Raw genomic sequence first — 23,846 nt, forward strand, 5'->3', positions numbered from 1 at the left:
CCTAGATGCCTTCGCGCACTGGCCCGCGCCCTCCGGCGAGACCGCCGACGAATTGGCGGATACGGGGATTGTCGAAGGTGTGGAAAATCTGTTCAGGCGAGCCTTGGTCGACGATGCGGCCGTTCTCGGTGAAGACGACGATGTCGCTGATCTCCTCGGCGAACCGCATTTCGTGGGTCACGAGGATGCTAGTCATGCCGTCGCGGATGAGGTCGCGGATCACCCACAGCACTTCGCCCACCGTCTCGGGGTCAAGCGCCGAGGTGACTTCGTCGAACAGCACCAGTTCCGGCTTCATCGCCAGCGCGCGGGCGATCGCGACGCGCTGCTGCTGACCACCGGAAAGCTGGCCGGGATAGGCGCCGGCTTTTTCCGAAAGCCTGACCTTGTCGAGCAGTTCGCGTGCGAGTTTTTCCGCTTCGCGCCGTTCGACGCCGAGGATGCGGGTCGGGGCCAGCATGATATTGTCCAGCACGCTCAGGTGGGGAAAGAGATTGTACTGCTGGAAGACGATGCCGATACGCTTGCGCAGCGCGATGCGTTCGCTCTCCTTGGCCAGTTGATCGACGCGGGTGCCGTCGACCGTGATGCGGCCGCGCTGCGGCGCCACCAATGCGTTGATGCAGCGCAGGATCGTCGACTTTCCCGAACCGGACGGGCCGATAATGGAAACCGCATTGCCCTTGTTGACGGTGAGGTCTATGCCCTTCAGCACCTCCGTCTGGCCGAAGGACAGGTGCACTTCTTCCAGTCGCACGATCGTTTCGTCGGTTTTTGCGTTCATCATTCAAATCCTCAGGCCGTCTTGAAACGCCGCTCGAGGCGTCGGGTCAGGCGGGCGATCGGGTAGCAAAGCGTGAAGAAGGCGGCCATCACCACGATATAGGCGATGATCGTGAAATCGAGGCGGCGCACGGATGTGCTGGCATCGGTTGCGGCATGCAATAGTTCGTGCACGCCAACCAGCGAGGCGAGCGACGTGCCCATGGTAATGGAGGCCAATATGTTCATCCATGGCGGCAGCGAGCGCCGCAGGCATTGCGGCAGGATGATCCAGCGCAAGGCCTGGCCGCGCGAAAAACCGAGCCCCTTTGCCGCTTCCCATTGCGTGGTCGGGATCGAAAGGACGGCGCCGCGGGTGATCTCGGCCACATAGGCGCTGGCCGGTATGGCAAGGCCGATCACCGCCTTCAGCCAATCCGGGAAGGGCAGATAGTTGCCGGCCACCACGATTTCGAAGGGAAAGATGTAAGTCGTCGCGAAGATCAGCACGAGATGCGGGGCATTGCGGAAGACTTGCACATAGGCCACGACCGGGTAGCGCACCAGCTTGAAGGGAACCAGTTCCAGTATGCCGAACACGGCTCCGACGGTCGTTCCAAGCGTCATCGCGCACAGGCTGATGATGACGTTCATCATGAAGCCCGAGCCGAGATAGGGAAGCCACGTCACCAGTTCGCGCCCCAGCGTCAGGTCGGTCAGCGACCACAGGACGATAACAAGCGGGAGTGCCGTAAAGCCGATATTGCGCAGCAGGCGACCATTCCTGCGCTGCTCGGAAAGTACCGCAGTCGTCATAGGCCATACCCCGGAATGGCGAGCTTGCGCTCCACCCACAGGCCGATGCGGGCAACGGCAAGGTTGATGATGCTGAAGAACAGCAGAATGACGATCATCAGTGACACCACGTTGTCGCGCTGCGTCCAGACCATGATCGAGGCATAGGTAATCTCGCTGACTGCAATCGCATTGCCCACCGTCGTCAACTTCACGAGATTGATGAGATTGTTGACGATCGCGGGCAGCGATGCCCTCATTGCCAGGGGAACTTCGACGTAACGCAGGATCTGCAGCGCGCTGAAGCCGATGCCGCGCGCCGCTTCCACCGTGGCCGACGGCACCGCCTCGATACCTGCGCGGATCGCCTCGGCATGCAAGGCGGCGATGTGCAGTCCGACCACCGCCACCACCCAGAAGAAGGGTGTGAGCGGATTGTTCTGCGTCCCGCCGACCAGGTTCGATACGAATGTATTGAGAACGAGGAAGCTGAACATCAACTGTACCAGCGTCGGCGTGTTTCGGGTGATTTCCACGAAAGCGCGGACCGGCGTCGATAGCCAGGGCTTGCCGGATGTCAGGCAGGCGGCAAACAGCAGCCCGGCAATCAGGCTGACGGGGATCAAGAGGGCAATCAGATAGAGTGTGGTGATGAAACCATCACGCCATATCTGCGCCTCGTACCCCGCCGCCAGGAACTCGTAGTTAAGGCCAAGCCTGTTCGTCAGGTTGACGAACAGGCTGGTCATGCTGGTGTCCTGCATGTCGATCCGCCAGTGTAGCCTGTCTTACTTGCCAGCCGACAGGGTCTTGCGCTCTTGTTCGAGATAGTCGGTATTGCGGAGCCGGTTCGCCTTCGCAAATTCCAGGAGCTTTCCTGACGTATGGAGCTGCCGGATCGACTTATCGAGCGCCTCGGCCGTCTCCTTTTCGCCTTTTCGCACCCAGATCACCGAGTCGGAAGGGAGCAGTTCGGTCGGGAAGAGAATAGTGTAGTCCTTCCACTCCTCGGGCCGGTCCTCCAGCAGAAGGCCGACGGTTGCGCCGACATGGACGGCGGCGACACAATTGCCGCCCTGCAGCGCCAGCAGCGATTCCGGCTGGCTCGGCAAGCCCTTTACCTCGGCGCCGTATTGTTCGATGAGCGGCTGCGTGAAGTTCGACCCTTGCGAAACGCAGACCGGCTTTCCCTTGAGATCTGCCCAGTCCTTCAGGCCGCTGTCCTTGCGTCCGACGGCAGCACCGCCGCTGCGATCATACGGCGTCGCCACCCAATCAAGAACTTTGGCGCGGTCCTCGGTATATTGCATGTTCGCAATCAGGATATCGACCTTGCCCTGCTGGAGAAATTGCACCCGGTTCGGGGGCGTGACGGTGACTGTTTCCAGCTTGACGCCAAGATCGTCCGCGAGCGCTTTTGCAATATCGAGATTGTATCCCTTCTGCGTTTGCGATGTCGGATCGATATAGCCGAAGGGCGCCCCCGAGAGGATGACGCCAACGGTAAGGGTGCCGCGGGCTTTGATGCGGTCGAGCGTGGCATCCGCCGATGCCTGCGTTGCCGCCAGCAAGGCAATCGACATGGCGAGGAGCGCCTTCGGGAGAAATTTGCGTGACATGTTTGAGCTCCGTCTTGGGAAGGTGGAGGGACCGGTTCAGGTCCTCGAGCAATTGCAGCGCTCTTTGGCTCGACTGCTATGGCGTGGATGTGCGCCACTTCGAGGTGAGGCCGAAAGGCTGGTGATGAGATGGACGTCGGCTTCCCGCGCAATATTGGCCATGCTTCTCCGCGCTGATAGAAAAGGACGCTGACCGCATCGCTTTCCTGCGCGAATCGGCAACTGGACGGCTTTGAAAGGCATAGGGAACCGATGAGAGAGAAGGAACATTCTGTCTCAGAGAAAATCATCATTGTGATGGATTTTGTAGATTTTATTTTCTGAAATAGGCGCGTTCGTTGAAAAATCTTGTGCACGAGAGGGTTGCTGATCGGCAACCTTCCCGCCCGGTAATGGCATCAAAAAACGGATTTTGCTCGGCCGAATTCCTGCCGTCTTGCGGCTAATCCCGACTTGGCAACCCGCCTTAGCGGATCGTCACGAAATCGGCCGAGGCAAGGACGTTGTTCGGCATCGGCGTCTTCTTGAATTTCAGCGTCACGACCTTGTAGCCTTCGGTTTCGAGTTCCGAAAGCAAGGTTGGCAGCATCGTCGCCGTGCGTTTGTGGATGTCATGCATCAGGATGATGCCGCGGCCGCGCTTGTGCAGCAGGTCCATCGTCCGCTGCGTCACGGAGACCGGCGTCGTGTTGAAATAGTCCTTGCTGTCGATGTCGACATCCATGGCCACCATGTCGCGCATGGCGATCGCGGCGCGCAGCCTGTGGCTCTCGGCTAGATAGGGGAAGCGGAAGAAGGAGACATCCGTGCCGGTCGCCTTGGTCACCGCCAATTCGCCCTTGATCACCTCGGCCATCGCCGCGTCGAAATCCAGCGAACTCAAATTGGCGTGGTCATAGGTGTGACTGCCGATCGTGTTGCCGTCCTCGGCGACCTTGCGCGCCAGCGCCGGATGCATCTCGGCCATTTCGCCGACCATCATGAAGGCGCCCTTGACACCGAACTGGTCGAGGATCGCCAGTACCTTGTCCGTCCGGCCGGGGATCGGGCCGTCGTCGAAGCTCAGGATCACTTCCTTGTCCTGCAGCTTGAGATCGGCGAGCGAGGAAACCTCCAGCGTCCGCCCGGCCAGATGATGCCAGCCGGTCATGCGCGGCGCCGCAGCGTCGCCGGTATAGGCAAGCTTCCGCTCCTCGGGTGCGATCACCGAGGAGGTCTTGATCGATGTGTCCGGCGCGGATTGTCTGGTGGTGCTGCAGGCAGAAAGAGTGGCCGTGAGGGCCATGCAGGACAGAACGAAAAAACGGTACATTGAAAGGGCTCAACAAATCGGTAACGAATGTTGAGACAACCTTTCGAATTATGGTTAACGATCGGTTGATGCAGGCGGGAATTGTGCCGATGCGCGGCACTTCGCCACGCTTTCGCCAGAGCATGATGCCGAAAAGTGTGCGCGGTTTTCGGACGACATCCTGTTCTAAGGCCTGTGGCTATCCCGCCATCGCTTCTTCGTATTCGGCCGAAAGCATCAGCCAGTCTTCCTCGGCGGCAGCCAGTTTTGCCGCCGCTTCGCCGCGCTGTTTTGCCTTCTCGGCGGCCTTGGCCGGTGTCTTTTCATAAAGGGCGGGATCTGCAAGTTCCGCGTCAAGCGCCTGAATCTGTTTCTCCAGTTTCGCCGTCAAGGATTCGATTTCGTTGATCTTTTTCTTGAGTGGGGTCAGCGAGGCGCGACGTTCGGCATTGAGCTTGCGCTGGTCGGCCTTCGACGTCGCCTCTTCAGTTAGCTGCGGCTTTTCTTCTTTTTTTTTACCGGATGTGACGATCAGGTCGCGATACTCGTCCATATCGCCTTCGAAGGTCGTCACCGTACCGCCATTGACCAGCCACAGCCGGTCGACCGTCGCCTCGATCAGATGGCGATCATGCGAGATCAGGATGACGGCGCCTTCGTAATCGTTCAGCGCCTCGATCAGCGCGCGGCGGCTGTCGATGTCGAGGTGGTTGGTCGGCTCGTCGAGGATCAGCAGGTTCGGCGCATGGAAGGCGGCAAGCCCCATCAGCAACCGGGCTTTTTCGCCGCCGGAAAGATCCTTGGCGGCCGTCGCCATCTTCTCGGTCGCAAGCCCCATCTGGGCGACGCGGGCGCGCACCTTGGCCTCAGGCGCACCGGGCATCAGCCGGCGCACATGTTCCACCGGCGACTGCTCGGGAATGAGGTCGTCGAGCTGGTGCTGCGCGAAGAAGCCGATCTTCAGGCTCGGCGCCAGCTTCACTTCGCCGCTCTCGGGTGCAAGTCTTCCTGAGATGAATTTGGCAAAGGTCGATTTGCCGTTGCCGTTCGAGCCGAGCAGGGCGATGCGATCGTCATTGTCGATGCGCAGATTGAGGTTCTTCAGGATCGGATTGCCGGGCTCGTAGCCGACGGCGCCGCTCTGGATCGCGACGATCGGCGAGGCCGGCTGCTTTTCCGGCTCGGGAAAGGTGATCGGCTGGACATGATCCTCGATTACCGCGGCAACCGTTCCCATGCGCTCGAGCGCCTTGACGCGTGACTGCGCCTGGCGGGCCTTGGAGGCCTTGGCCTTGAAGCGATCGATGAAGCTCTGCAGATGTTTGCGCGCGGCGTCGTTCTTGGCCTTCGCCTTGGTCTGCAGCTCGTCGGCTTCGGCCTTCTGCCGCTCGAACTGGTCGTAGCCGCCGCGATAGAAGGTCAGCTTCTTCTGGTCGAGATGGACGATCGCATTGACCGCATTGTTCAGGAGGTCGCGATCGTGGCTGATGATGATGACGGTGTGCGGATAGCGGCGGACATAATCTTCCAGCCACAGCGTGCCTTCGAGGTCGAGATAGTTGGTCGGCTCGTCGAGCAGCAGCAGATCCGGCTCGGAAAACAGCACGGCCGCAAGGGCGACGCGCATGCGCCAGCCGCCGGAGAAGGAGGAGGCGGGACGGGCCTGCGCCGCCTGGTCGAAACCGAGGCCGGCAAGAATGCTCGCTGCGCGCGCCTCGGCCGAATGCGCGTCGATATCGACGAGACGCATCTGGATTTCGGCGATGCGGTGCGGATCGGTCGCCGTCTCCGCCTCGGTCACCAGGGCCGTGCGTTCCTTGTCGGCGGCAAGCACGATCTCGATCAGCGCGTCTTCGGTCGCCGGTGCTTCCTGCGCCACCTGGCCGATGCGTGCGGCCTTCGGGATCGACACCGATCCGGTCTCCGAGCCGAGATCGCCGGTAATGACGCGAAACAGCGTGGACTTGCCGGCGCCGTTGCGCCCGACCAGCCCTGCCTTCGTGCCCGAAGGCAGCGAAATGCTGGCATTGTCGAGAAGCAGGCGGCCTGCAATGCGGGCGGAAATGTCGGTGAGCGTGATCATGGCCGGCGTTTTGGCCGAAAGCGCTCGCCAAGGCAAGAGTGCTTTGCCTGCCGCAAGAGACTTGTACGCCTCAGCGGCCGAAAGCCTGCACCGGTTGTCGGGGGTTCGACTGCGCGGCGAGAAGCGCCACACGGGCATTGGCCTGCAACTGCCCGGGCGTTGCCGCATCAGTGCTGAGCGCCACGCCGATCGAAATGGTGAGCCGGCCGGGATCGGCCTTGTCGGATGTCGCGAAGACGAGATTGTCCTCGACGGAGGTGCGCAGGCGCTCGGCGATCGTGATCGCATCCTGCATGCCGACATGGGAAAACAGCAGGGCGAATTCGTCGGCCTCGGTGCGGGCGATGAAATCGTTCTTCTTGACGCATTTGCGGAAGAGGCCGGCGAGCTTCTTCAGAAGCTTGTTGCCCGCCTGGGTCCCGTATCTGTCGTTGAGATCGCTGAAATTGTCGATATCGACCATGATCAGCGCGCTGCCGGCGGCACCCTCTTCGCGCGCGTAGAGATCTGATATCGTCCGGTTCAGCGCGATGCGGTTCGGAAGCCCGGTGATCCTGTCGGCCACAGTGGCCGATTGCATCGCCGAAATGCCGCGTTCCAGCGTTTCCAGCACCCTGATGTCATCCTGCAGCCTGACGCCGATTTCCATCTCGGCCGACAGCACTGTCGTCAGCGAGGCGGTGAGATAGTCGATCTCGCCGAGGAAGGCGGCAAGGCTCTGGTCGTCGTTGCCGGAAACGGATTTCAGGATCGTCCCGCAGGCGCGGGCAAAGGCGTTCTTGTGCTTCAGCCCTTCGGCAAGCCTTTCCGCCACCTCGCGCAGCATCCGGCTCGCCTCGTTGCGTGAGGTCTCCCCCGCCAGTCCGCAATGGCCGACGAGGCGGTATTTCAGGCCGAGTTCGTCGAGCATCGGCTGCTGCGGTTGCGGCCCGAGTGCTGCGATATCCTGCGCAAGGCCGGCATTGAGCCCGACGATCGCTTCATGGAAGAGTTCATAGTTGCGCGGCAGCGCGGCAACGTTGAGGCGCGCCATGTGCTGGGCAATCTTCTGAATATCCGCCATCGGCGCCGGACGCGCGGTCTCGCGCGGCACCAGTGCGTTTGCGTTCGCATTCTGCATGACGATCCCTCGCAGCCCGGCCACATCTCTCACATCCCGCTATGCCCGCAAGCTTTTAAAAGAGGCTGAATTTTCAATCGGAAAGCTATGGATCGGCGGCGGAACCGGCAAAGGCGGTTAATTCAGTGTTGATCGCCGGAGCATGATGCCGAAAGTGCGAGCGGTTTTGGATGACATCATGTCCTCGCTTTTAATTTGGATCGGATCTTACATCCACTCGCGGCCCTCGTTGCGCAGGAAGTAGATGAGATCCAGCGTGAGACTCGGCTTGCCGAGTGCCGTCAGCGTCATATGGCACTGGCCGCGATGATGGGTCTGGTGGTTGAAGAAATGCGCGACCGCTGCCGACAGCGGTTGGGTGATCTCGACCGGCTGTACCACCGTGACATAAGTGAAGTCGCCGGCGAGGGTTTTCTCGTCCAGCATGCTCGTCCAGGCAATGATCCGCTCATCCTCCGCTTTGCGGGCGGCGGCCAGCGCATCCAGCTCTTCGAAGAGCACGGCATCGAGTGTCGTCGGCGCATTGCCGGTGCCGGTGAAGCGCTTCATCCATATCCGGTCGGCGACGAGCAGATGATTGAGCGTGCGATGCAGCGAGCCGAAGAAGGCGCCGCGATTGCTGCGGAAGTCTGCATCGCTGAGTTCGGCCGCGGCCGCGTAGACTTGCGTGTTGGCCCAGCGATTATAGGCGGCGAACATCCTGTAATGTCTGAGCATTCACTCCCTCCCGGATTGGTCGCTGCAGTCTAGCCCGGTTTCCCCGAAATCGCAGTGATATGCCCATGAAATTTCCTGATTTGATCGCCGGCGCTTTCTGTCGTGGAATGGATGCAGCCGTGATCTCGAAAGGACTGTCATGACCAGAGCCCTCTATTCCCTCTGCGGTGCCGACGAGCGGCGCTTCTTTTCTCCCCATTGCTGGAAGGCGGTGATGGCGCTGGCGCATAAAGGGCTCGATTTCGAGGAGATTCCGACGACCTACGCCCGCATCCGCGCGATCGGCGGCGGCGTGTCGCCGACCGTGCCGGTGCTCGATGACAACGGCCGGCTGATCCCCGACAGTTTCGACATCGCCCTCTATCTGGAGGAGGCCTATCCCGAGCGGCCGTCGCTGTTTGGCGGCGAGGGCGGCAAGGCGCTATCGCGCATGGTCGAAGGCTATTCGCAGATGATCATCCATCCGGCGATCATGCGCATTGCCCTTCTCGATATCCACGCGAACCTCGACGAGGGCGACAAGGCCTATTTCCGCGAAAGCCGTGAGGTCAGGCTGGGCAAGCCGCTGGAAGTGGTTGCCGCCGATAGCGAAGCGGAGAAGGCTTCCTTCGGCGCCAAGCTGGAGCCGCTCCGCCACATGCTGAAGTTCCAGCCCTTCATCGGCGGGCAGACGCCGCTGTTTGCCGACTATATCGTCTTCGGCGCGCTGCAATGGCTGCGTGTCTCCGCCGGTCTCGCCATGCTGGCCGCCGCCGATCCGGTCATGGGCTGGTTCGAACGCTGCCTCGATCTTCACCAAAGCCGCGGCAGGACTGTGACAGCGGCGTGAAATTGCCGCCGACCCCTTGTTTTCGGGCGTTGGGGCGGGTAAAGACCGCCCACTTTTCCCGAGAAAACAGAGGATTTGACTATGGCGATTGAACGCACCTTCTCGATGATCAAGCCGGATGCAACCAAGCGCAACCTGACGGGCGCCATCACCAAGATGCTCGAAGATGCCGGTCTGCGCGTCGTCGCCTCCAAGCGCGTCTGGATGAGCCGTCGCGAAGCCGAAGGCTTCTACGCCGTTCACAAGGACCGTCCCTTCTTCGGCGAACTGGTCGAAGGGATGACCTCCGGCCCGACCGTCGTCCAGGTGCTGGAAGGCGAAGGCGCGATCCTCAAGAACCGCGAGATCATGGGCGCGACCAACCCGGCAAACGCTGACGAAGGCACGATCCGCAAGGTTCACGCCCTGTCGATCGGCGAAAACTCCGTTCACGGCTCGGATGCTCCGGAAACGGCCGCCCAGGAAATCAAGTACTGGTTCTCCGACACCGAAATCGTCGGCTGAGGCCTGACGTCGGCATTCGTGCCGAACACCTTGAATTGACTCTTGAAAGCCGGGGGCTCTGCTCCGGCTTTTTCTATGTGCCCTTGTTTCTATGCCGGGCATTTATCGGTATTGGAGAAATCGACGCTGCCGTCAGGCTTGAAGACCTCAGGATTCTTTTCATAAAGCGCGCCGATAACGAGCGGTTTGCTCGGCAGCACTGTCTGGTCGAGGTCGGAACGGAACTGCGTTTTCAATTCCTGCAGCACCTTGCCGTCCTTGTCGACCAGCCGGACACTCACGGAATAGGGGCGGTCCTTGCGCACACAGTGCAGGTTCTCGCTCTGCAGCGCGATCTTGTCGTCGATCGGGTAGATCTTCTGATTCAGTACCAGCGGATCGCCACCTTCAGGATTTTCGAATTCGGCGATGATCACCGAACCGTCGGGAATGGGTCCTGTCTTCTTCAGCGTCAGCAGATAGGTGGCGCTCGCCACCCGATAGTTGAAGACGAAGAGATGGCCGGTGACCTCGACCAGATTTTCCGCCTGGCGCTGGCAGGCGGACAGCAGCCCGACAGTGACCGCCATCACGATCCAATAATTCCTCATGGCGTCTCCTCCTTCTTGCGGCGATAGTGCCGATTGGCCTTGGCGCGGTTGCCGCAGACCGCCATGTCGCACCAGGCCCGGCTCCGGTTCTTGCTGCGATCGATGAACAGCCAGCCGCAATTTCCGCAGATCTTCATCCGCTCCGGATCCGGCATGGCGATCAGCCGTAGCACCGAATGGGCAGTAGCCGAGGCCAGGCTCCCGGGGCTTGGGTCGCGCAATGTCTTCGCCAAGGCTTCCAACAGCCCGGCCAGCAGTTGGTCGTTGCCGCCATCGAGTATACGCTTGCGGAAATAGAGGTCGATCTCTTCCCGCAGCGCGATGAAATCCGCCTCGTTTTCCGCCGCCACCGGCGCGATGTCGCCGAAGAGGGCGCGTTCGGCGCAGAATTCGGCGGCCGCGCGCGGAAAACTCCGCATCTGATCGCTGACTGCGAAGCGATCGATCCGCCGCGTAGCATCGTGGCGCAGAACGACGCTGTTGGCGACATCGAGCGCCAGTGCGCCGCCAGCAAAGCGGTGAGGGGTCCAGGAAAAGCTCATATTAAAATTATAACTGGCAAAATAGGTTTTACCAGTTATAATTTTGCGGACGCGGAGTGTCTGGAATGGCCTATCTTCTGCAGCAGCTGGCGAATGCGGTTCCGCTCGCTGCCCTCTATGCCGCGCTCGCCTTCGGTTATGCCGTGGCCTTCGGCGTGACGAAGCGGGCCGACATCACCTATGGGGCGATCTTTGCTTTCGCCGGCCAGATTCTGCTGCTCTTCACCGAACTCGCCTATGTCAGGTTCTGGCTGGTGCTGCCGGCGGCTCTTGCCATCGGCGCCGGCGCTTCCATCATCTATTCGCTGGCGGCGGGCCTCTGGATCGGCCGCTCGATCATGCTGCCGCTGGTCAGCAAATCGCCGAATACGGTCATCGTCGCCGCCCTCGGCATGATGATCGTGCTGATGGAGACAGCCCGGCTTGCCGCCAATAGCCACGGCATCTGGCTGCCGCCGTTCCTGAACGACACGGTCGTCTTCTGGAGCGACGGCCTGTTCAAGGTGACGCTCACCTATATCCAGCTGATCGACAGCGCGCTGATGTGCGCCATCGTCGCGGTGGGTGCGCTGATCCTCAGGCGCACGGCCTGGGGCCGCGTCTGGCGCGCCGTCACCGACGATCCCTTGGCCGCCGAACTCTGCGGCACCAGCGCCGATCGCGTCTTTCTCGGCGCCTATGCGGCCGCGGCCCTCGTCGCCACCCTCTGCGGCATCCTCGCCACCTTCTATTACGGCTCGATGGATTTTGGCGCCGGCCTGATGTTCGGGCTGAAGGTGCTGCTGATCGCTGCCGTCGGCGGCTACTCCGATCCGCTGCGCTCGGCCGGTGGCGCTGCCGGGCTTGCCGTCGTCGAAACCTTGTGGGGCGCCTACGGCCCCTTCGTCTGGCGGGATCTCGTCATCTTCTCGCTGCTCGTCCTGCTCCTGGTCATGAGCCGCAGGGAGCGCGTCGTGCTCTGATCATTTCCACTTGTCGCGCGCCGTATCGTCGGCGTCTTTCGCCGCGACCCAGTTGCCCGTAGCGCCATCCTTGCCATGTTCCTTCTTCCAGAAGGGGGCGGCGGTCTTCAGGAAATCCATGACGAAATTGGCGCCGTCGAACGCCGCCTGCCGGTGCGGTGCGGCTGCGACGACCAGGACGATATTCTCGCCAGCCGCGATCTTGCCGTAGCGGTGGATGGCGGTCAGGCCGAGAAGTCCGAAACGCGTTATGGCAAGATCGCCGATGCGCCGTATCTCCGCCTCCGCCATGCCGGGATAATGCTCCAGTTCGAGGGCCGCCAGCGTACCGCCTTCATCGCGGCAGAGACCGGAAAAAGTGACGACGGCGCCGATACCGGCTTTATCTTTGGAGAGCAGATCGACCTCGGTCTGCAGGTCGAAGTCTTCGTGTTGAACGCGGATGGTGGGGGTAACGGTCATGATAACATCCCCGACTGTTTTGATGCCGTAGCGGGAGGTATGGAGAGGGCGGAGGGGGGGTATCGACACGACACCACCATCACCGCTTCATCCCCCCGTCATCGGCGGAAAAATCCCGATCTCCCGTGCGGCGCCGATCGGTTCGTCATGCTCGACATGCTCCATGTCGAGCGCCACGCGGATCACCTCGGGATATTGAAGTGCGGTCTCATATTCTTCGCCGAGCGTCTTCAAATGATTCAGAAGATCGGCGACGGTGACGACGGAGGAGGGGAGGTCGATCTCCTCTTCTCCCTTGCCGATGCGCTCGCGCACCCATGCGAAATAGACAAGCCGCGTCATTCCTCGTCATCCACGATATGTTTCAGCCCGGCGCGGAAATAATCATAGCCAGTATAGATGGTCAGCAGTGCTGCGATCCACAGCAGCGCAATGCCGGTCTGCGTCGTATAGGGGAAGATCTCGTCACCGGCCGGGCCGGCGAGGAGGAAGGCGATGGCGACCAGCTGCAGCGTCGTCTTCCATTTGGCGATCCGTGTCACCGGTACGCTGACCTTCAGCGCCGCCAGATATTCGCGCAGTCCCGACACCAGGATCTCGCGGCAAAGAATGGTGATCGCCGCCCAGATCGACCAGCCGGCAATCGTCTGGTCGGCCGCGACCAGCAGCAGGATCGAGGCGACCAGCAGCTTGTCGGCGATCGGATCGAGCATGCGGCCGATATTCGACGTCTGGTTCCAGATGCGTGCGAGATAGCCGTCGAGGAAATCGGTGAGCGAAGCGATGACGAAGATCCACAGCGCCACCCAGCGCGCCGTGTTGCTGATCGACAGCCTGCCCTCGATGAAGAAGCAGAGAACGATCAGCGGCACGGCGAGGATGCGGCCGTAGGTCAGAAGATTGGGAATGCTGTACGCACGCGATGCCATGGGATCGTTTCTCTGAATTGATACGCCGTTACAGCGCCGCGCGTCTTTCTGAGGCGCGCAAAGGACGCTGTAACATTTTGAACCTGCGCATCGTGCTTTCCGAAAATCGAGTCCGATTTTCGGGCCGATGCGGTAGATGACGGCTTTGGCCGCGGACCGTCAACATTCTTTCTGTCTTTTCACCGCCTTTGCGTGGAATTTGCGACGGAGGCCGGTTATTTCGCGGCGTCGTCGTGGAAATGATTATAGACCTGCTTGGCGACCGCTTCCGATATGCCTTCCACCGCCATCAGGTCGGACAGGGCGGCGCGCGAAACCGCCTTCGCCGTGCCGAAATGCTGGAGCAGCGCCCGTTTGCGCGATGGGCCGATGCCGCCGATCTCGTCGAGCGGGTTCTTGATCATTTCCTTCTTGCGCCGCGCCCGGTGTGAGCCGATCGCGAAACGATGCGCTTCGTCGCGCAGGCGCTGGATGAAGTAGAGCACCGGATCGCGCGGCGGCAGCGTGAAGCTCTCGCGCCCCGGCGGAAAGAAACGTTCGCGCCCGGCGTCGCGGTCGACGCCCTTGGCGATGCCGATCGCCGTGACGCTGTCGGTGATGCCGAGTTCGGCAAGGATGGCGCGCACCGCCGTCATTTGCCCCTGGCCGCCGTCGATCAGGATCACATCGGGCCAGGTGGGGAAGGGCATGTCGGCGGCGTCGGGTGTGGCCGCCTGCACCGTCCGGTCTGGAATGCCTTCCTCCTTGATCAACCGCGAGAAACGCCGTGTCATCACCTCCTTCATCATGCCGAAGTCGTCTCCGGGCGTGATGTCGGTCGATTTGATGTTGAACTTGCGGTACTGGTTCTTGACGAAGCCTTCCGGCCCCGCGACCACCATGCCGCCGACGGCATTGGTGCCCATGATATGCGAGTTGTCGTAGATCTCGATGCGCTGCGGCGCATAGGAAAGCCCGAACGTTTCCTTGAAACCCTCGAGCAGCCGCGACTGCGACGCCGTTTCGGCGAGCTTTCTCCCATGCGCCTCGCGTGCATTGCCGACGACATGATCGACCAGATCGCGCTTCTCGCCGCGCTGCGGCACGAGGATGGAAACCTTGTGGCCGGCCTTTTCGCTGAGTGCGGCAGCGAGCAGTTCCAACTCCTCGACCGTTTCCGACAGCATGATCTGCTTCGGCACCGGCTTGTCGTCGTAGAACTGCGCCATGAAGGAGTTCAGCACTTCGGCGCTCGAAAGCTGCGGATCGGCCTTTGGGAAATAGGCGCGATTGCCCCAGTTCTGTCCGGTGCGGAAGAAGAACACCTGGATGCAGGAAACGCCGCCCTCATGGTGGATGGCGAAAACATCAGCCTCTTCGACGCCGGCCGGATTGATGCCCTGGTGGCTCTGCACATGCGAAAGTGCCGCCAGGCGATCACGATATATCGCCGCCCGCTCGAAATCGAGGTCCTCGGCCGCCTGGTTCATGGCCTCGGCCATATGCGACTTCACCTTCTGGCTCTTGCCGGACAGGAAGTCCTTCGCCTCCTGCACCAGTTCGCCATAACCCTCGTCGCTGACCTCATGCGTGCAGGGCCCGGAACAGCGCTTGATCTGGTAGAGCAGGCAGGGTCGCGTCCGCGTTTCGAAGACGCTGTCGGTGCAGGTGCGAATCAGGAAGGCGCGCTGCAGCGAATTGATCGTCCGCCCGACAGCGCCGGCCGAAGCGAAAGGTCCAAAATAGTCGCCCTTTCGCGCTCTCGCACCGCGATGCTTGAAAATCGCAGGCGCCCGGTGGTCGCCGGTGATGAGGATGTAGGGGAAGGACTTGTCGTCGCGCAGCAATACGTTAAAGCGCGGCCGCAAGCGTTTGATCAGATTCGCTTCCAGAAGCAGCGCTTCGGTTTCCGTGCGCGTCGTCACGAATTCCATGTTCGCCGTCTGGCGTACCATCTGGGCGATGCGGTTGGAATGCACGCGGCCGACGGCGTAATTGCCGACGCGCTTCTTCAGACTGCGCGCCTTGCCGACATAAAGTACGTCGCCCTCGGCATTGAACATGCGGTAGACGCCGGGGCTGTTCGGCAGCCGCTTGACGAATTCACCGATCAGTTCCGCGCCGATGAGCCCGGTTTCATTGAGGCTGCCGGCGTTCCAGTCGACGGCTGCGGCAAGCGGGGCGGCGGCGGAAACATCGCCTTCCACCTCGATATCGTCTTCGCTCTCATCCGTCTCGTCGTAGAGAACGCCGCCATCCGGCAGCTTTCGTCCGTTCATTCCGTAATCTCCGCCACATCGGGCGTCTGCCAGGCGAGGTGCTGGCCGCCGTCGAGGGCAATCATCTGGCCGGTGATCGAGGGCGTGTCGTAAAGGAAGCGAATCGTTTGTCCGAATTCCTCGAGCGCCGGCCCTCGCTGCAAGATAAGGGCTGAGACCTGCGCTTGGAAGTCCTCCATCGCCTGCCGCTCGCTCGGCATCGAGGGACCGGGGCCGACGGCATTGACGCGGATGCGTGGCGCCAATGCCTGTGCAAGCGTCTGCGTCGCCGTCCACAGCGCGGATTTGGAGAGGGTATAGGAATAGAAGCTGGGCCTCAGCGCCCAAACCCGCTGGTCGATGATATTGACGATCAGCCCCGATGCCGCAACGGGCATCTGCTGCGCGAAGGCCGCCGCAAGGATAGAGGGCGCACGTACATGCAGGTCGAAGTGCAATGCCCAGGTGGCGGCATTGAAACTACGCGCTGAATCATGCTGGAAGACCGACGCATTGTTGACGAGCAGATCGAGCGGCCCGAGTGCTTCCGACGCCTTCGCGACCAACGCGCCGGTTTCGCCGATATCGGTCAGGTCGGCCTGCAAGGCGGCTGCCCGATATCCCTTCCGCCGCAATTCCGCCACCAGCTCTTCGGCTTCACCAACGGAGCCGTTCGCGTGGATCGCGACGGAAAAGCCATTTGCAGCAAGGTCTTCGGCGATTGCCCGTCCTATTCTCTTAGCTGACCCTGTTATAAGGGCCGTGCGAAGTCTTTCGTCGTTCAAAATCTTGCTTTCTGATCCCGCGAGTCTGCCTGCAGACTATATAGGGGCCGGCGGAGATTATATAAATAGGCCGTTGCGGTTGCGTCCCCGAGCGAGATATTCTATGTATTATTTAAGAATGCGATTTACTAAAATAAGTATTTTAAGTTTAACTCTTCGATAGGGTTAATGAAGTGTATGTTGCGTCAAAGCAACATCGAATTTCAGCCATGCGGCTGCCACAATGATATCACAATTTGGCTCTTTCAAATCCGCATTTGAGTTCCAATTTCAGTCTCGATCCGGAAGGGACATCTGGCAATATCCCGCCAATGCTTCACTGATAGACAGATGACAAGCGGCGCGGGACTGAAAGGAGACTAAGTATGCGTGTACTCATTGCTGGCCTCATGGCCTCCGTTTTTGCAATTGCGGGCGTCTCGGCAGCTCAGGCGGCCGATGCCGTCGACCAGGTTCCGGAAGCGCCGGTTGCCCAGGACGCTCCGGTCAAGCCGGCAGGAAACTGGGAAGGCTTCTACCTCGGCGGCGCCGGCACCTACAACATGGGTGACTTCGGTTCCGACCGCCACACCTATGGTTTCGGCGGCCAGGTCTTCACCGGCTACAACTGGCAGGCGGGCCAGATCGTCTACGGCGTTGAATCCGACCTCGGCTACAGCGGCGACGACGTCTCCTCGGGCGGCGTCAAGAACAAGTATGGCTGGAACGGCTCCGTCCGTGGCCGCGTCGGCTACGACATGAACCCCTTCCTGCTCTACGGCACGGCCGGTCTGGCGATCGGCGACGTCAAGGTTTCCGACGACACCTCGGACGAAAGCAAGACGAACTTCGGCTATACGGTCGGCGCCGGCGTCGAAGCCTTCGTGACCAACAACATCACGACGCGCCTGGAATATCGTTACACCGACTACCAGAGCAAGGACTACGACCTCGACTCCGGCAGCTTCTCGCGCGGTTACGACGAGAACAGCGTCAAGCTCGGTATCGGCGTCAAGTTCTAAGCCGGACAAACCGTTCAAGCATGAAAAGCCGGGCTCATCGCCCGGCTTTTTGCTGTCCGCTTGTTGGTCCGGTCGTTCAGCCGTGCGCTTTGAGCACACTCAGCCCTGGGATTTGAGCTCGTTATGGGCAGGGAATTTCTTGCCGAACTGCCGCAGCCAGTCGGTCAGCGGCGCATGATCGGCCTCCCACTGGTCCTTGAAGCGCAGTTCGAGATAATCGAGCGTCGCGGCCAGCGCGAAATGCCCGCCGCTGAGCTTCTTGCCGAGCTTCGGCGGATTGGCGCTCAGATGAGCGAGCCCGCTCGTCGCCTTCTTCCATTGCCGGTCGATCCACGGCTGGTGAACCTTGTCCTCGTCGCGGAAGCGCCGCTCATAGACGATCGCCAGCAGGCAGTCGCAGATGCCGTCGCAGAGCGCCTCGAGGATTTCCGCATCCGTGCGCTTGCCCTTCTTGGAGGGGTAGAGCCCACCCTTCGTCAGCCGGTCGAAATAATGCATGATCGCCACGCTGTCATAGATCGAAAGCCCGTCATCGGTCAGAAGCGTCGGAATCTTGCCGAGCGGATTGTTATCCACCAGGATCGCCGGTCCGGTATTGGTGTCGACCCGGATGGCGTTCAACTCCAGCTCCAGAAAATGCGCGGCCATCCGCACCTTGTTGGAATAGGGCGAGGCGGGCGAACAAAGGAGCTTCATGGGACACCTGATGAGATTGTGGATTGCGGCGCGGACTATCCGCGAAGCTAGCGCATAACCCCGAAAATCGAAATCGATTTTCGGAAAGGATTATGCGCAAATTCAAAGTGCTACGGCGTCTTTGCGCGTCTGAAAAGACGCGCGGTGCTGTAGTTAGCTATCGTCCTTTATGGCCTTGTTCTCGCCGCGCAGCCAGAAGGCGCGGTGCGAGGCGAAACGATCCTGCGCCAGATGGTCCTTCAATGCGGGCAGCAATTGGTGCAACTCGTCCTTCAGCGTGAAGGGCGGGTTGACGATGATGAGGCCTGAGCCCGTCAATCCGGTAGTGCCGCGGTCGCTGCGAACCACGAGCTCGGCGCAGAGCATTTTCGGGATGTCGAGCGCCTGCAGGCTCTCGTGGAATTCCTTGATCGGCGCGCCCTTCTTCAGTGGATACCACAGGCAATAGGTGCCGCCGGGAAAACGCCGATAGGCCTTTTCCAACCCTGCGGCCAGACGCTGATATTCATCCTCTTCCTCGAAGGGCGGATCGACGAGCACGATGCCGCGCTTCTCCTTCGGCGGCAGATGCGCGCCGAGCGCCAGCCAGCCGTCGAGCTCGGTGATGCGGGCATGGTGATCGCCCTCGAACAGCCGGTGCAGCCTGATAAAGTCCTCGGGGTGCAGTTCCATGGCCGACAGCCGGTCCTGCGGGCGGAACAGCATGCGCGCAAGTTTCGGCGATCCAGGATAGAAGCGGATGCCGCCCTCTGGGTTGAGTTCGCGGATTGCCCAGAGGTAGGGCTCGAGCAGTTCGGAAACCTGAGGTCCGAGCTCGGCCTCCATCAGCTTGCCGATGCCCTCGAGCCATTCGCCGGTTTTCTGCGTTTCCTCGGAGGAGAGGTCGTAGAGGCCGATGCCGGCATGCGTGTCGAGCACGCGGAACGCCCCATCCTTCTTCTGCATGTAGCGGATCAGCCGCGCCAGCACGGCATGTTTCAGCACATCGGCAAAGTTGCCCGCGTGGTAGATATGGCGGTAGTTCATTTTCGCTGATGTCCGTATGAATTCGCGTCATGGCGAGCTTTTGTGGCTTTTGGCCGTGCAAGCCTTGGAATATACAAATGCCATGAACATTGCGACCCCCATCCACGCCAAATCAGAAAAGCCGGCCAATAGGGTGGGCCACACCGCCTGTCCGCATGACTGTCCCTCCACCTGTGCGCTGGAGGTCGATATATCAGAGGATGGCCGCATCGGCCGTGTGCGCGGCGCCAATGACCATTCCTACACGTCAGGCGTCATCTGCGCCAAGGTCGCCCGTTATGCCGAGCGGCTCTACCATCCCGACCGCCTGATGCATCCCTTGCGCCGCGCCGGCGCCAAGGGGGCAGGGCAGTGGCAGCAGATTTCCTGGGACGATGCGCTGGATGAGATCGCCGAAGCCTTTGTGAAGGCCGAGGCGAGGGACGGCAGCGAGGCGATCTGGCCCTATTTCTACGCTGGCACCATGGGCTGGGTGCAGCGCGATTCGATCGATCGTCTGCGTCATGCCAAGCGTTACTCCGGCTTCTTCTCCTCGATCTGCACCAACCCCGCCTGGACCGGCTTCACCATGGCGACCGGCACGCTGCGTGGTCCCGATCCGCGCGAGATGGGCCGCACCGATTGCGTCGTCATCTGGGGCACCAACGCGGTCTCGACGCAGGTCAATGTGATGACCCACGCCATCAAGTCGCGCAAGGAGCGCGGCGCCAAGATCGTCGTCATCGACATTTACGACAATCCGACGATGAAGCAGGCCGACATGGCGCTGATCGTCAGGCCGGGTACCGATGCAGCACTCGCGTGCGCTGTCATGCACATCGCCTTCCGCGACGGCCATGCCGACCGTGATTATATGGCGCGGTACGCCGACGATCCCGGGGGTCTCGAAGCGCATCTGAAAACCAGGACGCCGCAATGGGCCGCCGCCATCACCGGTCTTTCGGTCGAGGAGATCGAAGCCTTCGCCAGCCTCGTCGGCACCACGAAGAAGACCTTCTTCCGCCTGGGCTATGGCTTCACCCGCCAGCGCAACGGCGCGGTCGCCATGCATGCGGCCGCCTCGATCGCCACCGTTCTCGGCTCCTGGCAATATGAAGGCGGCGGCGCCTTCCATTCGAACAGCGATATTTTCCGCATGAACAGCGCCGAACTGACCGGCCGGTCGATGAAGGATGCCGATATCCGCATGCTCGACCAGTCGCAGATCGGCCGGGTGCTGACCGGTGATGCGGTGGCGCTCCGTCATCGCGGCCCGGTGACGGCGATGCTGATCCAGAACACCAATCCCGCCAACATCGCCCCCGAGCAGCGCCTCGTCAGACGCGGCTTTGCCCGCAACGACCTCTTCGTCGCCGTCCACGAGCAGTTCATGACCGAAACGGCTGAGATCGCCGATATCGTCATTCCGGCGACGATGTTCGTCGAGCATGACGATATCTACCGGGCCGGCGGCCAGAACCATATCCTGCTGGGGCCGAAGCTGGTCGAGCCGCCGCCGACCGTGCGCACCAATCTCTTCGTCATCGAGGAACTGGCCAAACGCCTCGGCGTCGCCGATCGTCCCGGCTTCGGCTTCACCGCCCGCGAGATGGTCGACCGCATCCTCGAATCGAGTGGCCTGCCGGATTATGAGCATTTCCTCGAACACAAATGGTTCGATCGCCAGCCCGCCTTCGAGGAGGCGCATTATCTGAACGGCTTTGCCCATCCGGATGGCAAGTTCCACTTTCGCCCGGACTGGATCAATCAGCCGGCGCCGAACAAGCCGCCGGCCGCCATCGGGGTGCTCGGGCCGCATGCCGAGCTTCCGGCCTTCCCTGATCAGGTCGATGTCATCGAAGTCGCCGATCCCGAGCATCCTTTCCGGCTGGCCACGTCGCCCGCCCGCAACTTCCTGAATTCGAGCTTCTCCGAGACCAAGACCTCTCGCCAAAAGGAAGGGCGCCCCGAGGTGATGATCAATCCCGCCGACGCCGAAGCCAATGGCATCGCCCATGGCGATCTCGTTCGCATTGGCAACAGCCGCGGCGATCTGCGCATCCACGCCCGCATCACCACCGAAGTGAAATCCGGCGTGCTGATCGCCGAGGGGCTTTGGCCGAACAAGGCGCATGTCGATGGCGAGGGCATCAATGTCTTGACCGGCGCCGACCCCGTCGCACCCTATGGCGGGGCGGCCGTTCACGACAACAAGGTCTGGCTTCGCAGGGACGCAGCATGATGCAGCCGACATCACGCGTGAAGATCGTCAGCGAAGAAATCCTGTCGAATGGCTGGACGCGGCTCTCCAGCTACCTGCTCGATTATATAGACCGCAAGGGCGCAACCCAGCGGTTGAAGCGGGAGGTCTACCACCGCACGCCCGCCGCCTGCATCCTGCTTTATGATCCCAGGCGCGACCTTGTCGTGCTCGTTCGCCAGTTCCGCCTCCCTGTTCATCTCAATGGCGATCCCGCCTGGACAATCGAGGTGCCGGCCGGCCTTCTCGATGATGATCATCCCGAGGCGGCGATCCGCCGCGAGGCGATGGAGGAGACCGGTTATCGGCTGCGCGACGCGCGCTTCCTGTTCAAATCCTATACCTCGCCGGGCGCCGTCACCGAGGTCGTCCACTTCTTCGCAGCCCTCATCGACACTGCCGACCGCGTGGCGGAAGGCGGCGGCCTGGACGAAGAGCACGAGGATATCGAGGTCCTCGAAGTCCCGCTCGACGCGGCCGCGGCAATGATCGAAACTGGCGAGATCTTCGATGCCAAGACGATCGTGCTGTTGCAATGGGCGCTGTTGAACAGGGGCAAACTTCGTTAGCGGGTAAGGCGATCGAGACCTGGTTCGTCAAGTTACTTCGGGCGGATCGACATGATCCGCGACCCGTTTAGTTTTCTCCGCGAACTCGCATCATCTGCTGAAAGGCGCGCTGCTTCAGTGCAGGTACCGCATTGATGATGCGCATTACGCCGCGCGTGACAGCGAGTTGAAGTCTGCCGACAATCGGCCGATGGACCAGGTCGCTGGCATCCATCTGCTTTTTCGATTCTCGGATCGCTTCGGTACTGTAGCGAAGCATCTCGACTTCGTAGGCATGTATGGCTTCGACAAGCGGTTTTCGCCCTTGGTTCGCTTCAACCAGCATGTGTCCGAGCAGTGCGGCATCGCGAAGCGCGGTATTGGCGCCCGCGCCTCGTCCTGGCGTCATCGTATGGACGGCGTCACCGAGCAGAGTGACATTCGAACTCGCCCAAGGCGTCAGCGGGACGGCGGTTCTCATCCTGATATCTTGGATCGTCGAGGGCTCCGTCATCTGAATGAGCGCATGTAAGTGCGGATGCCAGTCCCGGGTGAGTTTCAAGCCCAGTTCTCTCAATTGTTCGCCGCTCAGACCGGTCGGGTCCCGCGGCCAGTTCTGCCGAGCGCCCCATACCCCCCAACCGACGCTGTCCTCGTCGAGTGCTTCGACGAAGTCCGGCCAACGAGCAACAAAATCTGGGTCGCTTCTAGTGCCGGCGAACTCGAGCGAGTGAATGATTGCGCCGAAGCCCATCGGCGCCATGATCAGCGACATGCCTTGAAACATTTTGTCCGACAGCAGAGCTTTCGTCGCGACCGTCATCGGAATTTTGCCCCCGAGCGACACGATCCCCGTGTCTTCCAGACGCGCTTCCGGCAGACGTTGCTTGCGTACAGTCGAATTCGTGCCGTCAGCGCCCACCAGCACATCTCCCGTCGCGAGACTTCCATCCTGAAAGCAAGCTATGACCGACCCGTCGGCACTGTTTGTGTAACTTTGAAGCGTCTTCCCGAAGAAGACGTCGTCTTCAAGTCCTCTGAGTAGAACCCGCCTCAGCGCCTTTCGAATGACGTTCTTTTCACCGTCGAGAGCGTTCGGGCCTGCATCATCGATATCGAAGCTCAGGACTTCGCCCAGTTGTTCAGTGAGCATGTTGAAATAGCGTGGCGACCTGGCGCAGGTGGCGACATAGAGATCGTAGAGTTCGCCGGGGACACAGGCTTTTAGCGCGCGGCTTCCAGCCGGGCTGATGCCGACGCGATGACCACCACTGTCGGTGCTCGGCGCAAAGTCGCGCTCATATACCGCTATGCAAACCCCAGCCTGCTTAAGCAGATGTGCGAGTGCCAAACCGCCCGTCCCGGCGCCGATAATCAAAACCTTCATGGTGTTGGTCCTAGTCGAGTTTGGGGGCGATGGAGAATTTGGCGGCGATCTGTCTCAGCCACTCCTCTGTCCAGGTGATACGCTGGGCGCTGAGGTCCCCGACAATGCCACTGACCCAGGATAATTCGGCTGCGTGGATCGCTCGGAGATATTCCATCTCGAGAAGGAAGAGCCTTGGAACAGCCTGAGCTTCCTGCAAGACGTCGTCGATCCTGCGAAGTTCCGACTCGATGGCTTTTGCTCTGAGCTCAAGCTGGCTCGCCACATCATCAGGCGTAAGCAGCGGAAGAAATGACATCGCCGCGGGGAATTCCGGATATTCTCGCGTCAGGGTCGACAATATCGCCCGCATCCATTCAAGCGCGATTTCGCGGCCCTTCTCAGTTATCTCGTACACGGTTCGCTCTGGACGCTTGTCGTCCCGGACTGTTTTCCGCGGGATGATCAAGCCCTCGCGTTCGAGCCGCTGGATTGTTTGATAAAGGCTCGCCCTCTGCGTGACATTGATCACTTCGTCCTTGCCGCGCTCCTTAATGAGCCGCTGCATTCGGTAAGGATGCATTGGCTCTTCCATGAGCATTGCAAGGACGGCGAGCGCGACTGGAGAGCGTTTGATAGATGTCATAGTAATAATACTACTAGTTTATTTATAACTAGTCAATTCGAAGGCTCCAGGTCGCTGGATTCGAGACTCGCGCTGTTTGAAACGATGGTCGTGAATC

Annotated in this window: 25 protein-coding genes; 6 read left to right on the top strand and 19 right to left on the bottom strand. The window is 60.9% G+C overall.

Annotated features, from left to right (window positions below; genetic code table 11):
* Window position 1 precedes the first annotated feature (1 nt).
* The 8 genes from ACMUVN_RS14465 to ACMUVN_RS14500 form a co-directional block, all read right to left on the bottom strand.
* Window positions 2-784, bottom strand: a complete 783-nt coding sequence (locus ACMUVN_RS14465) for an amino acid ABC transporter ATP-binding protein (protein ID WP_127430659.1) — start codon at window positions 782-784, stop codon at window positions 2-4.
* Window positions 785-795: 11 nt separating this feature from the next.
* The gene (locus ACMUVN_RS14470; protein ID WP_025570179.1) at window positions 796-1,578 is read right to left on the bottom strand and encodes an amino acid ABC transporter permease; all 783 of its coding nucleotides are present in this window, start codon (window positions 1,576-1,578) and stop codon (window positions 796-798) included.
* Window positions 1,575-2,321: an amino acid ABC transporter permease gene (locus tag ACMUVN_RS14475; protein WP_183908302.1), complete on the bottom strand. Its 747-nt coding sequence runs from the start codon at window positions 2,319-2,321 to the stop codon at window positions 1,575-1,577. The genes ACMUVN_RS14470 and ACMUVN_RS14475 overlap by 4 nt, the downstream gene beginning before the upstream one ends.
* Window positions 2,322-2,345: 24 nt before the next feature.
* On the bottom strand, window positions 2,346-3,176 hold the full coding sequence (locus ACMUVN_RS14480; protein WP_047616335.1) for a transporter substrate-binding domain-containing protein: 831 nt from the start codon (window positions 3,174-3,176) through the stop codon (window positions 2,346-2,348).
* A 466-nt stretch (window positions 3,177-3,642) separates the two neighbouring features.
* The gene (locus ACMUVN_RS14485) at window positions 3,643-4,488 is read right to left on the bottom strand and encodes a polysaccharide deacetylase family protein (RefSeq protein WP_414815202.1); all 846 of its coding nucleotides are present in this window, start codon (window positions 4,486-4,488) and stop codon (window positions 3,643-3,645) included.
* A 178-nt stretch (window positions 4,489-4,666) separates the two neighbouring features.
* Window positions 4,667-6,550 (bottom strand): ABC-F family ATP-binding cassette domain-containing protein, encoded by a 1,884-nt coding sequence (locus tag ACMUVN_RS14490; RefSeq protein WP_025570187.1) that lies wholly within the window; start codon window positions 6,548-6,550, stop codon window positions 4,667-4,669.
* 70 nt (window positions 6,551-6,620) lie between these two features.
* The gene (locus ACMUVN_RS14495; RefSeq protein ID WP_029875843.1) at window positions 6,621-7,670 is read right to left on the bottom strand and encodes a GGDEF domain-containing protein; all 1,050 of its coding nucleotides are present in this window, start codon (window positions 7,668-7,670) and stop codon (window positions 6,621-6,623) included.
* Between the two features lie 207 nt (window positions 7,671-7,877).
* Window positions 7,878-8,387: a DinB family protein gene (locus ACMUVN_RS14500; RefSeq protein WP_127430657.1), complete on the bottom strand. Its 510-nt coding sequence runs from the start codon at window positions 8,385-8,387 to the stop codon at window positions 7,878-7,880.
* Window positions 8,388-8,526: 139 nt separating this feature from the next.
* On the opposite strand from ACMUVN_RS14500, the gene ACMUVN_RS14505 reads away from it, so the two are divergent.
* Entirely contained in the window at window positions 8,527-9,216 is a 690-nt protein-coding gene (locus ACMUVN_RS14505) for a glutathione S-transferase family protein (protein WP_025570192.1), read from the top strand.
* Window positions 9,217-9,297: 81 nt separating this feature from the next.
* On the top strand, window positions 9,298-9,720 hold the full coding sequence (gene ndk, locus ACMUVN_RS14510) for a nucleoside-diphosphate kinase (RefSeq protein WP_004680549.1): 423 nt from the start codon (window positions 9,298-9,300) through the stop codon (window positions 9,718-9,720).
* 89 nt (window positions 9,721-9,809) lie between these two features.
* On the opposite strand, the gene ACMUVN_RS14515 is transcribed toward ndk, so the two are convergent.
* Window positions 9,810-10,310 (bottom strand): hypothetical protein, encoded by a 501-nt coding sequence (locus ACMUVN_RS14515; protein ID WP_048338664.1) that lies wholly within the window; start codon window positions 10,308-10,310, stop codon window positions 9,810-9,812.
* Window positions 10,307-10,852 carry a CGNR zinc finger domain-containing protein gene (locus tag ACMUVN_RS14520; protein WP_025570198.1) on the bottom strand — a complete coding sequence of 182 codons (546 nt, stop codon included), beginning with the start codon at window positions 10,850-10,852 and terminating at the stop codon, window positions 10,307-10,309. The genes ACMUVN_RS14515 and ACMUVN_RS14520 overlap by 4 nt, the downstream gene beginning before the upstream one ends.
* A gap of 65 nt (window positions 10,853-10,917) precedes the next feature.
* Here ACMUVN_RS14520 and ACMUVN_RS14525 point away from each other — a divergent pair, with 65 nt between their 5' ends.
* Window positions 10,918-11,814 carry a branched-chain amino acid ABC transporter permease gene (locus ACMUVN_RS14525; RefSeq protein ID WP_183905308.1) on the top strand — a complete coding sequence of 299 codons (897 nt, stop codon included), beginning with the start codon at window positions 10,918-10,920 and terminating at the stop codon, window positions 11,812-11,814.
* Here ACMUVN_RS14525 and ACMUVN_RS14530 read toward each other — a convergent pair whose 3' ends face one another.
* The 5 genes from ACMUVN_RS14530 to ACMUVN_RS14550 form a co-directional block, all read right to left on the bottom strand.
* Window positions 11,815-12,276, bottom strand: a complete 462-nt coding sequence (locus ACMUVN_RS14530) for a molybdenum cofactor biosynthesis protein MoaE (protein WP_183905307.1) — start codon at window positions 12,274-12,276, stop codon at window positions 11,815-11,817.
* 87 nt (window positions 12,277-12,363) lie between these two features.
* Window positions 12,364-12,618, bottom strand: coding sequence for a molybdopterin converting factor subunit 1 (gene moaD, locus ACMUVN_RS14535; protein ID WP_025570203.1), 255 nt, complete (start codon window positions 12,616-12,618; stop codon window positions 12,364-12,366).
* Window positions 12,615-13,205, bottom strand: coding sequence for a CDP-diacylglycerol--glycerol-3-phosphate 3-phosphatidyltransferase (gene pgsA, locus ACMUVN_RS14540; protein WP_003574129.1), 591 nt, complete (start codon window positions 13,203-13,205; stop codon window positions 12,615-12,617). The genes moaD and pgsA overlap by 4 nt, the downstream gene beginning before the upstream one ends.
* 215 nt (window positions 13,206-13,420) lie before the next feature.
* Window positions 13,421-15,463 (bottom strand): excinuclease ABC subunit UvrC, encoded by a 2,043-nt coding sequence (gene uvrC, locus ACMUVN_RS14545; RefSeq protein WP_025570206.1) that lies wholly within the window; start codon window positions 15,461-15,463, stop codon window positions 13,421-13,423.
* On the bottom strand, window positions 15,460-16,227 hold the full coding sequence (locus ACMUVN_RS14550; RefSeq protein WP_127430655.1) for an SDR family oxidoreductase: 768 nt from the start codon (window positions 16,225-16,227) through the stop codon (window positions 15,460-15,462). The genes uvrC and ACMUVN_RS14550 overlap by 4 nt, the downstream gene beginning before the upstream one ends.
* 365 nt (window positions 16,228-16,592) lie before the next feature.
* Here ACMUVN_RS14550 and ACMUVN_RS14555 point away from each other — a divergent pair, with 365 nt between their 5' ends.
* Entirely contained in the window at window positions 16,593-17,228 is a 636-nt protein-coding gene (locus ACMUVN_RS14555) for an outer membrane protein (protein ID WP_025570209.1), read from the top strand.
* Between the two features lie 99 nt (window positions 17,229-17,327).
* Here the strand turns inward: ACMUVN_RS14555 and ACMUVN_RS14560 are convergent, their stop codons facing one another.
* Together ACMUVN_RS14560 and ACMUVN_RS14565 are read right to left on the bottom strand one after the other, a co-directional pair.
* A complete protein-coding gene (locus ACMUVN_RS14560) occupies window positions 17,328-17,924 on the bottom strand; it encodes a glutathione S-transferase (protein ID WP_097631064.1) in 597 nt (198 codons plus the stop codon).
* Between the two features lie 153 nt (window positions 17,925-18,077).
* Window positions 18,078-18,950: a 23S rRNA (adenine(2030)-N(6))-methyltransferase RlmJ gene (locus tag ACMUVN_RS14565; RefSeq protein ID WP_414815203.1), complete on the bottom strand. Its 873-nt coding sequence runs from the start codon at window positions 18,948-18,950 to the stop codon at window positions 18,078-18,080.
* 16 nt (window positions 18,951-18,966) lie between these two features.
* On the opposite strand from ACMUVN_RS14565, the gene ACMUVN_RS14570 reads away from it, so the two are divergent.
* Entirely contained in the window at window positions 18,967-21,171 is a 2,205-nt protein-coding gene (locus ACMUVN_RS14570) for a molybdopterin oxidoreductase family protein (RefSeq protein WP_414815204.1), read from the top strand.
* Window positions 21,168-21,758 carry an NUDIX domain-containing protein gene (locus ACMUVN_RS14575; protein ID WP_025570217.1) on the top strand — a complete coding sequence of 197 codons (591 nt, stop codon included), beginning with the start codon at window positions 21,168-21,170 and terminating at the stop codon, window positions 21,756-21,758. The genes ACMUVN_RS14570 and ACMUVN_RS14575 overlap by 4 nt, the downstream gene beginning before the upstream one ends.
* A gap of 67 nt (window positions 21,759-21,825) precedes the next feature.
* On the opposite strand, the gene ACMUVN_RS14580 is transcribed toward ACMUVN_RS14575, so the two are convergent.
* Window positions 21,826-23,124, bottom strand: coding sequence for an FAD-dependent oxidoreductase (locus ACMUVN_RS14580; protein WP_414815205.1), 1,299 nt, complete (start codon window positions 23,122-23,124; stop codon window positions 21,826-21,828).
* A 10-nt stretch (window positions 23,125-23,134) separates the two neighbouring features.
* Window positions 23,135-23,749, bottom strand: a complete 615-nt coding sequence (locus ACMUVN_RS14585; RefSeq protein ID WP_025570219.1) for a PadR family transcriptional regulator — start codon at window positions 23,747-23,749, stop codon at window positions 23,135-23,137.
* Between the last annotated feature and the right edge of the window lie 97 nt (window positions 23,750-23,846).

The sequence above is a fragment of the Rhizobium sp. IY2 genome, assembly GCF_047532935.1.
In the GTDB taxonomy this organism is placed as follows: domain Bacteria; phylum Pseudomonadota; class Alphaproteobacteria; order Rhizobiales; family Rhizobiaceae; genus Rhizobium; species Rhizobium anhuiense.